Below are 14,014 nucleotides of genomic sequence, written 5' to 3' on the forward strand. Positions count from 1 at the left end.
TTCCAGGCCCAACAGATGATGAATGGAAGAAGATGACGCCCGAGCAAAAAAACTCTTACAAGATGTTTGTTGGAGTCGTTTTTGCAATCATTTTCATTGCTATCTTGGTAAAAATATTTGTGTAAGTGAGGTTTGTATGCCCGCAGCTGGGCCGTCTCCTGACTACTACAGAAAGATGTCCCAAAAGGCTCGGATATTTGCGGGTTTTACGTACCCGTCGAGCAGCACTGGTGGCTCGATCACTGCTGCGGCAGCCGGTGTTCCAACACCATATTTCCCGGTCCTTGCAACAGCTTCTTACGTTGCCACAGTTGTCGGCTTCGGTGCTGACGCAAGTGGTCAGGTGGTCAAACCGGATGTCGATCAGTATTCTCTGTCTGGAGTTACTAACCTCGTATCCGGTAGTCTGTCGGATAAATATCCGGGCTTGGCTTCAGCGATTAATGAGACTTCCAATGCCGTTAATAGCAGTACGGCGGGAACGAATGTTAAAAATTCCATTAACAATTATTGGAATTCATTCGCCAATTACTGGAGTAGTTCAAAGTGAAGACTCAGCTTATTGAAGACGGAAACTTTAAGCGGTGGGTCCGAACTAGTCTCCTCGTCTTCGGGCTGTTCGTCATGTTCATTGCGATCAAGTATGTACCGCCAGCCCCTTTCGGGGGGGCGTATTGTTCCTAATTGGTTTAACTATTGCTGCAGTCGGAGGTTACGCGAGTCGCGCACACCTAGTAGGAATCAAGCCGTTCGGGGTCAACTACAAAAAAGTTCGCAAGAGCTATGAGACCAAGGACGACGATGAGAAACCAACGTGAAGTTCATAGAGAACGGAAATTTTTCCGGTTGGATGCGCATCACCCTACTTTTGGGTGGCATCGCAAGTTGGGTTGGGGGGTTGGCTCTAGATGGATTACCACGCTGGATTCGTATCGTGGCATTTTTTGGGGGATTTACGATGATGGCTTTGGGTGGTTTTTCTAGCCGCGCGCATATGCTGCATATCAAACCCTTCGACAACGGCTACAAGAAGGCGCGCAAGAGCTATGAAACGAAGGATGACGAAGAAGACAACTCGTAATGTGATGCCGGGCTTTGGCCCGGCGTACATACCTACCAAAATCACGCTATGAAAATCCGAAAGAGGTTGGCGGCGCTGCCCCTCATAGCCTTGGTACCTCTCGCGTTTTGCGCACGGGAGGTGCGCACTTCCGAAGACACCGCGCCGTGGGCTGCGCCAACTCCCGGCAGAACCAGGTGCTGAGCCGTTGCCACAGCGCTGTAGTTTCTCAGGCAAGCGGCGCGAACCAAATCCAGGCAATCATTTTCCGTTCCGTGCGACCAATATCGGCGTCTCACGGGACGCATTTCAACGCCGATGAATCCATAGCAGGAAACCAGATGTTCAAGAAGACCTCCGTAGTAGTGGCAGCTGTTGCAATCGCGGTGCTGGCGGGTTGTGCCAGTCAGGGCGTCCAGCAACTGAAGGAAGAGAACGCCAGCACCGTCGGCGAGAAGATCATCAAGGGCAAGAGCACGCGGGATGACGTGCGCAAGGCATTTGGCGATCCAACCGAGACATCGTTCACGGATAGCGGTAACGAACTGTGGCGTTACAAGTACTCGCACTCGACATCGAAAGCTCAAAACTTCATTCCAGTAATTAACCTGTTTGCATCTGGCGCGGATGTGGACAAGAAGGAACTTGTGGTTTTCTTTGACGACAATGGCATCGTCAAGAATTACTCGATGCAGTCCAGCAAGGAAGAAGTCAAGAGCGGCATCTTGCCGCAGTAGTGTTCCAGCGGGGCCGTCCATAACGGCTGTCCCGCCTCACCAGGTAGCAAAGGCGGATAAAGACAGCGCCTTGCGGCATCTATACGAAACAATCGGATTAGAGTAGTCGATGAACTATGCAAAGTGGCTGGCGGCCCTGCCACTCACAGCCTTGGCAACACTCGCGTCGAACGCGCAGACCCCGCCCGACGTAGCAGCCCGTACGAACGCCGAACAGCAACAGCAGGTCGAGCAGCGACGCGACGCGCAGCAGCGCGCGGCGACCATTGCCGCGCCCGTTGTCCTCTCGGCTGCGCCCGTAGCCGGAGAATGGCCGGTGCTGCCGGTCGAAACGCCCTGTTTCCGCATCGACTCGTTCACCGTCGAGGTGCCCAATACGCTACCTGAAGTGGACCGCGTAAAAGGGGCGTCCGCGCTACCGATGGACCAGTTCGCGTTCCTGCATGACTGGCTGCAACACTACGAGGGGCAATGTATCGGCAAGCAGGGCCTCGACCTGCTGGCCAAGGGCCTGCAAGGCGTCATCCTGAGCCATGGCTACATTACGACGCGCGTCCTCCTGCCAGCGCAGGATCTCTCCAAAGGGACGCTCAAGCTCGCCCTCATACCGGGCGTTATCCGCAACCTGAAATTTGCCGATGCCAATACGCGCGGTACGCTGAAATCCGCGTTTCCCGCGCAGGACGGCGACACGCTTCAGTTGCGCGACCTTGAGCAGGGTCTCGAACAGATGAAGCGCGTACCGAACCAGGACGCGACCATGCAGATTGTTCCCGGTACGTCGCCCGGCGAGAGCGACGTCGTCGTGACCGTCAAGCACTCAAAACCATGGTCGCTCGTCGTCTCGGCAGACAACTCGGGCACGGCTGAGACGGGCCGCTATATCGGCAACGTATCGCTCGGCCTGTACAACCTGCTCGGCCTGAATGACGTCTTCTCAGGCGGCTTCAACCAGGATCTCCAGTTCGGCAATCACGACCTCGGCACGCACGGCTGGAACGCCTCCTACTCGGTACCATGGGGTTACTGGACCGGCACGCTCTACGGCTATACGAATACGTACTACCAGCAGGTTGCACAGGCTAGCCAGATTTTCGTGGCAAGCGGCAACGCGCAGACGGCGGGCTTCAAACTTGAGCGGGTTGTCCACCGCAGCCAGAACGATGTGTCGGGCGTTGAGTTCCAGCTTATCAAGCGGTTCGGCGCGAGCTTTATCGAGGATGCCGAAATAGCTCTGCAGCACCGCGACAACACGTTCATCGAGGCGGGGCTGACCAACCGGCATTACTTCGGCGCGGCGCAGTTCGACGGCACGCTCGCGTACCGGCAGGGTATAGGCGGGCTGGGTGCCCAGCCCGATACGCCGGGTGGCCCGACGTACCGCTTCCACATGGCGACGCTCGACGCGAATCTCTCAGTCCCGTTTGCAGTAGCCGGTCAGGCGTTTCGATATGTCGGTACGGTACACGGGCAGTTCACGAACGACGAGCTGAACTATATCGACGACCTGACTATCGGCAGCCGCTATACGGTGCGCGGTTTCAGCGGGCAGACGATGCTCGCGGCGGAAAAAGGTTTCTACTGGCGCAACGAACTCCAGTATCCGCTCGGGCAGACGGGGCAGGTTTTCTATGCGGGCCTCGATTACGGCCACCTGTGGGGGCCGTCTGCCGCGAATCTCGCAGGCACGCAGCTCGCAGGCGCGGCCATCGGCCTGAAGGGTTCTGTGCCGTCGCGTCTCGGTACGTACAGCTATGACGTATTCGCAGGGACGCCGATCTATGCGCCATCCGGCTTTCCTGCACCGAGCGTAACGCTCGGCTTCCAGATAACAGCGCAGTTCTGACAAGCGGTTCATTGACAATGAAAGGAAAAACGATGATGGGAAACAACAGATTGCTGGTGGTTTTGATGGGTGCCGCAGTGCTGCTGGCGGCATGTGGTGGCAGTAACGGGAGTGGCCTGAATGCCGCCACAGCCGGAGCGGCGTCAGCGGCTTCGTCACCAGTTGCGGCTTCTGCTCCCGGCGGTGCCTCGACGCCGCAAGCTTCAACCCAAACGGCGTGCCGGCCGGACGGAAACTTTACCTATTCGGGTTCGGCCTCGCAGGTGGTGCCGAACAACGGCCAACTGGCTGTAGTGGTTGTGCCGAGTTTGCCGGTGGCAAATTCGAAGAACAGGAACATGACTGCGTCTAACGCGCCCGCATCGAGCCAGGTTCAGCAGACAGGCGGTGCGTTTACCACGCTTGCATCATCGGCGGCGGCGACCGACTGTCTCGGGCTCGCCCATGGGGCGGTGAGCGAGATCCAGAGTGTTGGCAGCGATGTGGCGATTGGCCGGTGGAATCAGGCCATGGACACGGACGGCAATACCTACGCGAGCCAGCAGGGCGTTCACTATGCAGTCGGCACGCCGCTGTCGTTGCCCGCGACGAGCGGCACGCTCGCGTGTACCCAATTGATCGTAGACGCGGTGGCCACCAATGACGGCAGCGCAGGCGGTACGCTCGGAACGGCTTCGGCCACGCTCGATCTCGGCACACGCACGCTCAACAATCTGAACCTGTCGATCAATCTGGCGAATACCCAATATGCGCTGACGAACTCTCAGTCGCCGTTGAATGGTGTCTCGACGACCGGGCAGTTGTCCGTTCAGTCGGTTGTCGTGGGGCATGATGCGACGCAGCCGCTGGTTGCCGTCGGTTACTCGGCCACATTGCCGAATGGCCAGGGGATTGGCGGCGTTGTCGTGTTGCAGTGCCGGTAGGGTGCCTGGGCGGGAGAGTCACCGCCCGTGATTTTGCTACCCTTGCTCCACACGAAACACTTCACTGAAAACGAGCACGAGGTCCTCGCCCCTGCATGGGTGGCTGCCGTACCAGGTCTCGGCGCGCCGCGCATAAATCACCGCGCTTGCCGCCCACGGCTCGCCCCGGCGCCGCGCTTCAGCGAGGACCTGATCGCCGAGCGTCGAATGGCGGAACAGTTCGCCCGTCATCCGGTTTCGTACGATCCCGCTCATGGTCCCTCCTGCTCGTGCTGCTCGCCGGAGACGAACGAAGGATCGTCGGGCATGGAACTGACGAGCGCGGCGCGCGCGAGCCGGGCGATCGAGGACAGCGAACCGTGTACGAGCGGCGCTTCGGCTAAGCGCTCCGACGGCGCTCGGGCGAACGGCACTGTGGCCATCGATCCTTGAGTTTGCGGCGCTATACCCTGACGTGCAGATCGATATTCGCTTCGACGATCATTTCTCGGACCTCGTCAGCGATCGCGCCGACGTCGGCTTCCGCGGCGGGTCCCCGCCTTCCGAGGGGGCGATTGCCAGGCGACTGCTACCGATTCAGTTGATCGTATGCGCGTCGCCAGCCTATCTCGAACGGTACGGCACGCCGAAAACCGTGGACGAGCTCGATGCGCATCGTTGTTCTGGATACCGGCGTGCGAACACCGGCAAGCAGGCGCCGTGGGAATTTATGGTGGGCGGGGAGATTGTGTATCGGGAGATGGCTGCTTCGGTCTGTTCGAACGATATCGACGCTGAAACCGAAGCGGTACTGGCCGGCGTGGCAATTGGGCAGCCTGGAAGCTTCTCGGCCGTCTCACACATCCGGGCTGGACGGCTCGTGCCTTTGCTCACTCAGCATTTGACCCAGCGCGAGTCGATTTACGTCTACTACCGTCGCCGGACGGAACAACCGCTGCGCGTGAGAACCTTCATCGACTTCATCGTTGCGCGCCTCGCGGACAACAGTCAATTTTTCCTCACAGCAGAGGAGTTGGTTACTTCGACGAGCAGAAGCGGCCGCGCCAGGAGCAGACGAAGTGCCGCGTAGGGGTGTCTGTTGCGGCAAGCGTAGCCAGCCGTGGTAAATCACGCGCCAAACGCAGACAAGGCTTCGTAGCGGGACAAGGGCGTGGCGAACGAGCCGTTTGCGCCGGTACATCAATGATCGTGTAACAATCCCTCCAACGACCGCGAGACGCCAGCGAGCGTCGAGCCGGCGGATGCGCACGTCAGCCCGGGAGCATCAGATGAAGCCCATACGTAATACCGACTCTGCTTCAGGAGAGTGGTACATCGACACTGCATGCATCAATTGCGGTGCATCTCGTCACGTCGCGCCTGGGCTGATTGTCGAGCGCAACGACAAGAGTGTCTTCGTTCGCCAGCCGGCCACACCGGAAGAGCAGCTTGATGCCTGGCGTGCGGTGCTCGTCTGCCCTACGGCGTCGGTACGCAGCGAAACGAAACAGCCTCGTCCGAACGCGGCGATCTTTCCGCAGCAGATCACATCGGGCGTGTGGCGCTGTGGATTCAACGCACGGTCGTCGTTTGGCGCACATTCTTATTTTGCCGCGCGTCCGGAAGGCAATCTGCTCATCGACTCCCCGCGCTATGCGGCGGAACTCGTGAAATGGTTTGACGGCGCTGGCGGTATTGCGCACATTCTGCTGTCGCATCGTGACGACGTCGCAGACGCGGACAAATACGCGCGTCAATTCGGCGCGCGCGTCTGGATTCACCGCGAGGATGTGTCGGCCGCCCCATACGCGACGGATCTGCTCGACGACGGTTCAGCACTGAGCATTGCGGCCGGCGTGCGCGCGATCCCTGTACCCGGGCACACTCGGGGTAGCGTCGTGTACCAGCTCGATGATCGCGTGCTGTTCTCGGGGGATTCGCTTGCCTGGAGCCCACGCCAGCAGGACCTCGTCGCGTTCAGGGACGCGTGCTGGTACTCGTGGACAGCGCTCACCGAATCGCTCGGCAAGTTGGCCGCGTATCGCTTCGAATGGCTGCTTCCTGGTCACGGTTGGCACGCGCATTTGCAGGCTGCGGAAATGAATGCCCGCTTGCTCGCATTGGTTGCACGCATGCGAAAGGACTGAATTCGCTGTTTTTCGCTAAAACGCGTCGTCCTTGCCCCTGTGGAAACGCTTGAACTCGAACCGCACGTGCCAAACAATCGCCTCGACCAGGATCGACGAAGTCGTCAACGATCTGGAGCGCGGGGTCGAATGACTCTTCCTGGGTCGCTTGCCGCCTCCAGAGTCCGCAAGAGCCGGGCTCTATAGCCGCTCGATCAGGCGTCGGTCTCCCTGCTCGCAGTATTCATGACACGCCGCACGTGCCGCGTTCGCTGCGCCGTGCACGAAAAGCGGCGCATCCGCGCGTCGGGACATCGACACCACGATGGACGGCGGCGAAGGCTGCAGCGGCAGTTCGACCACCTCGCCTCGCGCGATCAGATCATCGACGAACAGACGCGGGATTGCCGCCACGCCGAAGCCATCGCGCACGAGTTGCACGATCACCGAAATCGATGGCGAACCCGTAATGCGCGTATCCGCGAGCGGCACGCCGTTGGCGAGTGCGAGCTTGCTGACGATGTCCTCCAGCGCGCGATGAGGCGCCGTCCCGCGCCCGAATGTGAGGATCGGATGACGCAGCACGCGTTTCGCGAGTCCGCTGCGCGAAGGCGGTAGCAGCCCCGCGCGCGCGATCCAGTGCACCGGATAGTTCGCTAGCGCATCGCAGACGATCGATTCCTCGTCGCTGCCTTCCACGCGAACGATGAGATCGAGTTCGCCCGCCATCAGACGCCGCTGCAGCACCACGCTCACGTCCACCGCAAGCTCCACTTCGAGCTGCGGATAGTCCTTCGAGAGCCGCCGCAGATAGTCGGCAAGCCAGCTATGCACGACCGTCTCGATCACGCCGAGTCGCAACTTGCCGCGCATCGCGCCTTCATGTGACGCGGCGGCCTGCAACTGGCGCGTCGCCTCGACCACGGCCTTCGCGTAGCCGAGCAGATATTCGCCGTTCGGCGTGAGCCGAAATTCCCGGCTCTCGCGATCGACGAGCACGGTATGCAATTCGTCTTCCAGTGCCTTCAGGCGCTGCGAGATCGCCGCCGGCGTGGCGTGAAGCGCGGTCGCCGTAGTGCGGAAACTGCGCAGCTTGGCAAGCGTGACGAAGGTTTCGAGGAAGCGCGTATTCATCAGTCAAAGGTGGGCAGTGCAATGGAAGCAAACCGCTCCAAAAATCTCAACGTGACTCGGGAAAACCCGCGATTCCGTTAAGAAATTCTATTCACCTGGCGCAAAGAAAACTAGCTGGCGTCAAATTTTCTTCTTTTCTATGCTTCGCCTGACGGTAGGCAAGGCGCATCGCCCACCGCAGACAATCCGATGCAACCGCCAGAGCACGCTAACACCATGACTCCATCCGAATTCCGCCAGGCCGTCCGTCACCGCGACTTCCGTGGCCCGACGGCCGGCCATTGCGGCGACTACGCGCAAGCCAATCTCGCGATCCTGCCCGCTGCGCACGCGCACGATTTCCTGCGCTTTTGCCATGCGAATCCGAAGCCATGTCCGCTGCTCGGCGTGGGCGAGCCTGGCGAGTTCCGCGTGCCGATGCTCGGGCGCGACATCGACATCCGCACCGACGTGCCCGCGTACAACGTATATCGCGACGGCAACCTGAGCGAGCGCGTCGAATCGATCGAAGCGCTCTGGCAGGACGATTTCGTCGTATTTGCAATTGGCTGTTCGTTCTCGTTCGAGCACATGCTCGCGAAGGAAGGCATCGGCCTGCGCCACGTCGAAGAAGGCCGCAACGTGCCGATGTACCGCACCAGCATCGCCAACCAGCGGGCGGGCGTGTTCGGCGGCGAACTCGTCGTGTCGATGCGGCCGCTGCGCGGCGCCGACGCGATCCGTGCCGTGCAGATCACGAGCCGCTTTCCGGGCGTGCATGGCGCGCCCGTGCATATTGGCGATCCAGCGGAACTCGGCATCGTCGATCTCGCGCGCCCCGAGTTCGGCGACCCGGTGACGATCCGCGCGGGCGAACTGCCTGTCTACTGGGCTTGCGGCGTGACGCCGCAAACGGCACTGATGGCCGCAAAGCTGCCGCTCGCGGTTGCGCACGCGCCGGGCCACATGCTGATGACGGATATCACTAACGCGTCGCTGGCTATTTTCTGACCGTCCCGGCGGCGCGCCGCGCCGTCGTGCAACAAGCGATTCACAGCACCTTGAAGCCATCGGGCCGCGCGGCCCGGAGGGAATGACGCATCCCTACGTTGGTGCGTGGCTTCGATCGTTTCCCATGCGTCTATCCATAGGAGCAGCAGATGGACAGCAAGACACTCACGGCGAGCGTCGACGATGCCGCCGACATGAAGTCAGGAACGGGAAGCCCGCAGCTTTCCTGGTATGCCGAAGCCGGTCCGCAGGCGCGTCGCGCGTTCTGGAGTTGCAAGGTCGGCTACATGCTCGACGGCATGGACACGCAGATGCTTTCCTTCGTCATCCCGACGCTCGTCGCTACCTGGGGCATCTCGCTCGCGGACGCCGGCTTCATCGGCACGTTGACGCTGCTGTCCTCTGCGCTCGGCGGCTGGATTGCCGGCATTCTTTCCGATCGCATCGGCCGTGTGCGCACGTTGCAGCTCACCGTCTTGTGGTTCGCCGTGTTCACCGGCCTATGCGGCCTCGCGCAGAACTACGGCCAGTTGCTCGCGGCTCGCGCGTTGATGGGCTTCGGCTTCGGCGGCGAGTGGACGGCGGGCGCGGTGCTGATCGGCGAGGTGATCCGCGCGCGCGACCGCGGCAAGGCGGTCGGTCTCGTGCAGTCGGGCTGGGCGCTCGGCTGGGGCATGGCGGCCCTGCTCTACGCGGTGCTGTTCTCCGTGATGGCGCCTGAAATCGCGTGGCGCGCATTGTTCCTGATCGGACTCGTGCCTGCCCTGCTCGTGCTCGCGATCCGCCGCTATGTGAAGGAACCTGAAGTATTCGAACAGGCCAGGGTTCAGCAGTACGACACTCAAGACCCGCCGCGCTTCACTGAGATCTTCTCTCCCAGGCTGCTTTCGACGACATTGCGCGCCGCACTGCTTACGACGGGCGCACAGGGCGGCTACTACGCGATCACGACGTGGCTGCCGACTTTCCTCAAGACCGAACGTCATCTCACGGTGATGGGCACGGGCGGCTATCTGGCGACGATCATCGCGGGCTCGTACGCGGGCTATCTGTGCAGCGCATGGCTCACGGACCGCATCGGCCGCAAGCCGAACTTCATTTTGTTCGCGCTGGGCTCGATGGCGATTGCCTTCGCGTATACCTCGTTGCCGCTCACGAATGCATCGATGCTGTGGCTCGGCTTTCCGCTCGGCTTTTTCGCGTCGGGCATTTTTTCCGGCATGGGCGCGTTTCTCACCGAACTGTTTCCGACCCGTGTGCGCGGCTCGGGCCAGGGGTTTTGCTACAACGTCGGCCGCGCGATCGGGGCGCTGTTTCCGGTGCTGATCGGCGTGCTGTCGAGCCGCTTCGGCCTGGGCACGAGCATCGGGATTTTCGCCGTGGCCGCGTATGGCGTACTGATCATCGCCGCGCTTACGCTGCCCGAGACGCGCGGTCGCGAACTCGAATCGGCCTGATTTTCACCTTGCGCACACCACTACCACTTTCGCATCACGACCACGACACCATGAAGCACGATCACGCCTCCGATGATTGCACGCCGTCCCGCTGGCAGTTCTGGATCGACCGCGGCGGCACGTTCACCGATATCGTCGCGCGCCGCCCGGATGGCACGCTCACCACGCACAAGCTGCTTTCCGAACACCCGGAGCAGTATCGCGATGCGGCTGTCGCCGGGATTCGCCATGTGCTTGGCCTGCGAGCCGGAGAACCCATTACGTCGCGCGACGTCGAGATGGTCAAAATGGGCACGACGGTCGCGACCAACGCGCTGCTCGAACGCAAGGGCGAGCCGGTAGCGCTCGTCACCACGCGAGGCTTGCGCGATGTGTTGCGGATCGCGTATCAGAACCGCCCCCGCCTGTTCGATCTCGACATCGCGTTGCCGGAAGCGCTCTATGAGAGCGTGGTGGAAATCGACGAACGCATGAGCGCGCAAGGCGAAGTGGTCGCGACGCTCGATCACGCGGCAGCGGAGCGCGCACTGCGCGAGGTCTACCACAAGGGCATCCGCGCGCTCGCAATCGTGCTGATCCACGGTTATCGCCACACGTCGCATGAAAGCGAGCTTGCGGATCTGGCGCGCCGAATCGGCTTCACGCAGATCTCGGTGTCCCACGAAGTCTCGCCGCTGATGAAGATGGTCTCGCGCGGCGATACGACCGTGGTGGATGCCTATCTGTCGCCCATCCTGCGCCGATATGTGGATCAGGTCGCCAGCGAAATGCCGGGCGTGAACCTGCAGTTCATGCAAAGCAGCGGCGGACTGACACGCGCCGATGTCTTTCAGGGCAAAGATGCGATTCTCTCCGGCCCGGCGGGCGGTATCGTCGGCATGGTGCGCGCGGCACAGGCAGCGGGCTTCGAGCGCGTGATCGGCTTCGACATGGGCGGCACGTCGACGGACGTCTCGCACTTCAACGGCGAGTTCGAGCGCGTATTCGAAACGCAGGTGGCAGGCGTACGGATGCGCGCGCCGATGATGAGCATCCATACCGTGGCGGCAGGTGGCGGCTCGGTGCTCGGCTTCGACGGCGCCCGGCTGCGTGTCGGCCCCGACTCGGCGGGCGCCAATCCGGGTCCGGCGGCGTACCGGCGCGGCGGCCCGCTCGCGGTCACCGACTGCAACGTGATGCTCGGCAAGATTCAGCCCGACTATTTCCCGCGCGTCTTCGGTCCGAACGCGAACGAGTCGCTCGATCGCGAGGTCGTCGCTGAACGCTTTCGGGCACTCGCCGATGAAATCTTCGCGGCTACGGGTCAGCGTCGCACACCGGAAGAGCTCGCTGAAGGTTTCCTGGAGATCGCCATTGGCAGCATGGCTAACGCGATCAAGAAAATTTCAGTGCAACGCGGCCACGACGTCTCGCAGTATGTGCTGACGACTTTCGGCGGCGCGGGCGGCCAGCATGCGTGCGGTGTGGCCGACGCGCTCGGCATGACGCGGGTGTTCGCGCATCCGCTTGCCGGTGTGCTCTCCGCTTACGGCATGGGCCTCGCGGATCAGACGGCGATGCGCGAGCGAGCGCTCGAAATCTCGCTCGACGACTCATCGCTTGCGACGCTGGAAGCCGCGCTCGATGCGCTCGCGGCCGATGCAACCGGCGCACTGCTCGAACAGGGCGTGGACGCCGCGCGTATCACGACTGAGCGACGTGTCCATCTGCGCTATCAGGGCACCGATTCATCGCTCGCAGTGCCAGCGGGCAGCGTCGATGCGATGCGCGCCGCTTTCGAAGCTGCGTATCGTCAACGCTATGCGTTCCTGATGGCAGATACGCCGCTCATCGCGGAACTCGCTTGCGTCGAAGCGATCGGCCATGCCGACGCGCCAGTCGATGCCGGCAGCCTGCGGCAGCGCGCGGCAGGCGACGCGCCCCATGCGCAGTCGGTTGTGCGCATGTATTCGAGCGGTAGCTGGCACGACGCATCGCTCTACCAGCGCGAAACGCTGTGCGCAGGCGACACGCTCGACGGCCCGGCGATCATCGCCGAAAAGAACGGCACGACCGTGGTCGAGCCGGGATGGCAGGCGGTGCTGACCGTTCAAGGCAACGTGGTGATGACCCGCGTGCAACCGCTGCCCACGCGCCGCTCGATCGGCACCGAGGCCGACCCCGTGCGCCTCGAAATATTCAACAATCTGTTCATGTCGATTGCCGAGCAGATGGGATTGCGTCTGCAAAACACGGCGTATTCGGTGAACATCAAGGAGCGCCTCGACTTCTCGTGCGCGATCTTCGATGCTGCGGGCAATCTGATTGCGAACGCGCCGCACATGCCCGTGCATCTGGGATCGATGGGCGAGAGCATCAAGACCGTCATCGAGCGAAATCGCGGCGCGATGCGCGACGGCGATGTGTTCATGCTCAACGACCCGTATCACGGCGGCACACATTTGCCCGACGTGACCGTCATCACGCCCGTGTTCGCAGACGGTTCGGCCGAGCCGCTCTTCTACGTCGGCTCGCGCGGCCACCATGCGGATATCGGCGGAATCACACCCGGTTCGATGCCGGCCGCTTCGTCGCATATCGAAGAAGAAGGCGTATTGGTCGATAACTGGCAGCTTGTTTCAGCGGGCGTGCTGCGCGACGCCGAAACACGCGCGCTGCTCGCATCGGGCCGCTATCCGGCACGCAACGTCGCACAGAACATGGCCGATCTGCGCGCGCAGATCGCCGCGAACCAGAAGGGCGTGGACGAGCTGCGCCGCATGGTCGCGCAATTCGGCCGCGACGTGGTGCTCGCCTTCATGCAGCACGTGCAGGACAATGCCGAAGAAGCGGTGCGCCGCGTGATCGGCGCCCTCAAGGACGGCGCGTACCGTTACGAACTCGATAACGGCGCGGTGATCGACGTCGCGATTCGCGTCGATGCTGCGACGCGCAGCGCGACCGTGGACTTCAGCGGAACGTCCGTGCAACTGCCGAACAACTTCAACGCGCCGAAGGCGGTCTGCATGGCAGCCGTGCTGTACGTGTTCCGCACGCTCGTCGGCGACGACATCCCGCTCAACGCGGGTTGCCTGAAGCCCCTCTCGGTGATCGTCCCGGACCGCTCGATGCTCAATCCGGTTTATCCGGCAGCGGTGGTCTCGGGCAACGTGGAGACATCGTCCGCGATTACGAATGCGCTCTATGGCGCGCTGGGCATCGTCGCTTCCAGTCAGGGCACGATGAACAACTTCACGTTCGGCGACGCGCGCTACCAGTACTACGAGACGATCGCAGGCGGCAGCGGCGCGGGCGATGGCTTCTGCGGCGTCGACGCGGTACAGACGCACATGACCAACTCGCGCCTGACCGATCCCGAAGTGCTCGAATGGCGCTATCCCGTGCGGCTCGAGTCGCACCTGATCCGCGCGGAGTCGGGCGGCGCGGGACGCTGGCGCGGCGGTAACGGCGCGATCCGGCGCATCCGCTTTCTCGCGCCGATGACCGCGTCGATTCTCTCGAACAACCGCATTCACGCGCCTTTCGGCGCGGCAGGTGGACGCGCGGGAAGGCGGGGCAGCAATCGCGTCGAGCGCGCGGACGGCGAGATCGTCGCATTGGGCCATATCGCGAGCGTCGAGATGGCCGCGGGCGACGTGTTCGTGGTGGAAACGCCGGGTGGCGGGGGTTTCGGGGAAGCGTAATGCTTCATGGACTGCGGATGTTCAATGCCAGACAGCGGCGTCGGCTCGCGTCTCACTCGAACCGGCGCCATATTTTTAC

General features: G+C 62.0%; 12 protein-coding genes and 1 pseudogene. 10 read left to right on the forward strand and 3 right to left on the reverse strand.

All coding sequences use genetic code 11. The features are described from left to right. Window positions 1–22 precede the first annotated feature (22 nt). The 5 genes from HDG34_RS36195 (at window position 23) to HDG34_RS36215 (ending at window position 4,566) form a co-directional block, all read left to right on the forward strand. Window positions 23–550, forward strand: a complete 528-nt coding sequence (locus HDG34_RS36195; protein ID WP_184068162.1) for a lipase family protein — start codon at window positions 23–25, stop codon at window positions 548–550. A gap of 264 nt (window positions 551–814) precedes the next feature. Next, window positions 815–1,081: a hypothetical protein gene (locus tag HDG34_RS36200; protein WP_184068284.1), complete on the forward strand. Its 267-nt coding sequence runs from the start codon at window positions 815–817 to the stop codon at window positions 1,079–1,081. Between the two features lie 320 nt (window positions 1,082–1,401). Then, complete coding sequence (bamE, locus tag HDG34_RS36205) at window positions 1,402–1,797, forward strand: outer membrane protein assembly factor BamE (RefSeq protein WP_184068164.1); 396 nt, start codon at window positions 1,402–1,404, stop codon at window positions 1,795–1,797. A 109-nt stretch (window positions 1,798–1,906) separates the two neighbouring features. After that, complete coding sequence (locus tag HDG34_RS36210) at window positions 1,907–3,643, forward strand: ShlB/FhaC/HecB family hemolysin secretion/activation protein (protein WP_184068167.1); 1,737 nt, start codon at window positions 1,907–1,909, stop codon at window positions 3,641–3,643. A gap of 32 nt (window positions 3,644–3,675) precedes the next feature. Beyond that, window positions 3,676–4,566 carry a hypothetical protein gene (locus HDG34_RS36215; protein ID WP_260321447.1) on the forward strand — a complete coding sequence of 297 codons (891 nt, stop codon included), beginning with the start codon at window positions 3,676–3,678 and terminating at the stop codon, window positions 4,564–4,566. 36 nt (window positions 4,567–4,602) lie between these two features. Here the strand turns inward: HDG34_RS36215 and HDG34_RS36220 are convergent, their stop codons facing one another. Together HDG34_RS36220 and HDG34_RS36225 are read right to left on the reverse strand one after the other, a co-directional pair. Then, the gene (locus HDG34_RS36220; RefSeq protein ID WP_184068173.1) at window positions 4,603–4,821 is read right to left on the reverse strand and encodes a hypothetical protein; all 219 of its coding nucleotides are present in this window, start codon (window positions 4,819–4,821) and stop codon (window positions 4,603–4,605) included. Then, the gene (locus tag HDG34_RS36225) at window positions 4,818–4,988 is read right to left on the reverse strand and encodes a hypothetical protein (RefSeq protein WP_184068176.1); all 171 of its coding nucleotides are present in this window, start codon (window positions 4,986–4,988) and stop codon (window positions 4,818–4,820) included. The genes HDG34_RS36220 and HDG34_RS36225 overlap by 4 nt, the downstream gene beginning before the upstream one ends. Here HDG34_RS36225 and HDG34_RS36230 point away from each other — a divergent pair. Both HDG34_RS36230 and HDG34_RS36235 read left to right on the forward strand, forming a co-directional pair. Beyond that, window positions 4,934–5,635: pseudogene (locus HDG34_RS36230) on the forward strand (substrate binding domain-containing protein); the annotation flags it as partial. The gene HDG34_RS36225 and the pseudogene HDG34_RS36230 overlap by 55 nt on opposite strands. Before the next feature lie 199 nt (window positions 5,636–5,834). Beyond that, window positions 5,835–6,692 carry an MBL fold metallo-hydrolase gene (locus HDG34_RS36235; protein WP_184068179.1) on the forward strand — a complete coding sequence of 286 codons (858 nt, stop codon included), beginning with the start codon at window positions 5,835–5,837 and terminating at the stop codon, window positions 6,690–6,692. 180 nt (window positions 6,693–6,872) lie between these two features. Here the strand turns inward: HDG34_RS36235 and HDG34_RS36240 are convergent, their stop codons facing one another. After that, on the reverse strand, window positions 6,873–7,805 hold the full coding sequence (locus tag HDG34_RS36240; protein WP_184068182.1) for a LysR family transcriptional regulator: 933 nt from the start codon (window positions 7,803–7,805) through the stop codon (window positions 6,873–6,875). Window positions 7,806–7,994: 189 nt separating this feature from the next. Between HDG34_RS36240 and HDG34_RS36245 the strand changes: the two genes are divergently transcribed. From HDG34_RS36245 to HDG34_RS36255, 3 genes are all read left to right on the forward strand, one after another. After that, window positions 7,995–8,795, forward strand: coding sequence for a putative hydro-lyase (locus tag HDG34_RS36245; RefSeq protein ID WP_260321448.1), 801 nt, complete (start codon window positions 7,995–7,997; stop codon window positions 8,793–8,795). A 149-nt stretch (window positions 8,796–8,944) separates the two neighbouring features. Then, window positions 8,945–10,252: an MFS transporter gene (locus tag HDG34_RS36250; RefSeq protein ID WP_184068188.1), complete on the forward strand. Its 1,308-nt coding sequence runs from the start codon at window positions 8,945–8,947 to the stop codon at window positions 10,250–10,252. 50 nt (window positions 10,253–10,302) lie between these two features. Continuing rightward, window positions 10,303–13,935, forward strand: a complete 3,633-nt coding sequence (locus HDG34_RS36255) for a hydantoinase B/oxoprolinase family protein (RefSeq protein WP_184068191.1) — start codon at window positions 10,303–10,305, stop codon at window positions 13,933–13,935. The last annotated feature ends 79 nt before the right edge of the window (window positions 13,936–14,014 follow it).

It is taken from the genome of Paraburkholderia sp. HC6.4b (genome assembly GCF_014200875.1).
In the GTDB taxonomy this organism is placed as follows: Bacteria; Pseudomonadota; Gammaproteobacteria; order Burkholderiales; family Burkholderiaceae; genus Paraburkholderia; species Paraburkholderia tuberum.

What these genes read in the sequence shown, in the direction of transcription:
- HDG34_RS36250 (WP_184068188.1), top strand. Translation starts at nt 8,945, where the DNA reads ATGGACAGCAAGACACTCACGGCGAGCGTCGACGATGCCGCCGACATG.
- HDG34_RS36235 (WP_184068179.1), top strand. Translation starts at nt 5,835, where the DNA reads ATGAAGCCCATACGTAATACCGACTCTGCTTCAGGAGAGTGGTACATC.
- HDG34_RS36220 (WP_184068173.1), bottom strand. Translation starts at nt 4,821, where the DNA reads ATGAGCGGGATCGTACGAAACCGGATGACGGGCGAACTGTTCCGCCAT.
- HDG34_RS36240 (WP_184068182.1), bottom strand. Translation starts at nt 7,805, where the DNA reads ATGAATACGCGCTTCCTCGAAACCTTCGTCACGCTTGCCAAGCTGCGC.
- HDG34_RS36195 (WP_184068162.1), top strand. Translation starts at nt 23, where the DNA reads ATGGAAGAAGATGACGCCCGAGCAAAAAAACTCTTACAAGATGTTTGT.
- bamE (WP_184068164.1), top strand. Translation starts at nt 1,402, where the DNA reads ATGTTCAAGAAGACCTCCGTAGTAGTGGCAGCTGTTGCAATCGCGGTG.
- HDG34_RS36210 (WP_184068167.1), top strand. Translation starts at nt 1,907, where the DNA reads ATGAACTATGCAAAGTGGCTGGCGGCCCTGCCACTCACAGCCTTGGCA.
- HDG34_RS36215 (WP_260321447.1), top strand. Translation starts at nt 3,676, where the DNA reads ATGATGGGAAACAACAGATTGCTGGTGGTTTTGATGGGTGCCGCAGTG.
- HDG34_RS36245 (WP_260321448.1), top strand. Translation starts at nt 7,995, where the DNA reads ATGCAACCGCCAGAGCACGCTAACACCATGACTCCATCCGAATTCCGC.
- HDG34_RS36255 (WP_184068191.1), top strand. Translation starts at nt 10,303, where the DNA reads ATGAAGCACGATCACGCCTCCGATGATTGCACGCCGTCCCGCTGGCAG.
- HDG34_RS36225 (WP_184068176.1), bottom strand. Translation starts at nt 4,988, where the DNA reads ATGGCCACAGTGCCGTTCGCCCGAGCGCCGTCGGAGCGCTTAGCCGAA.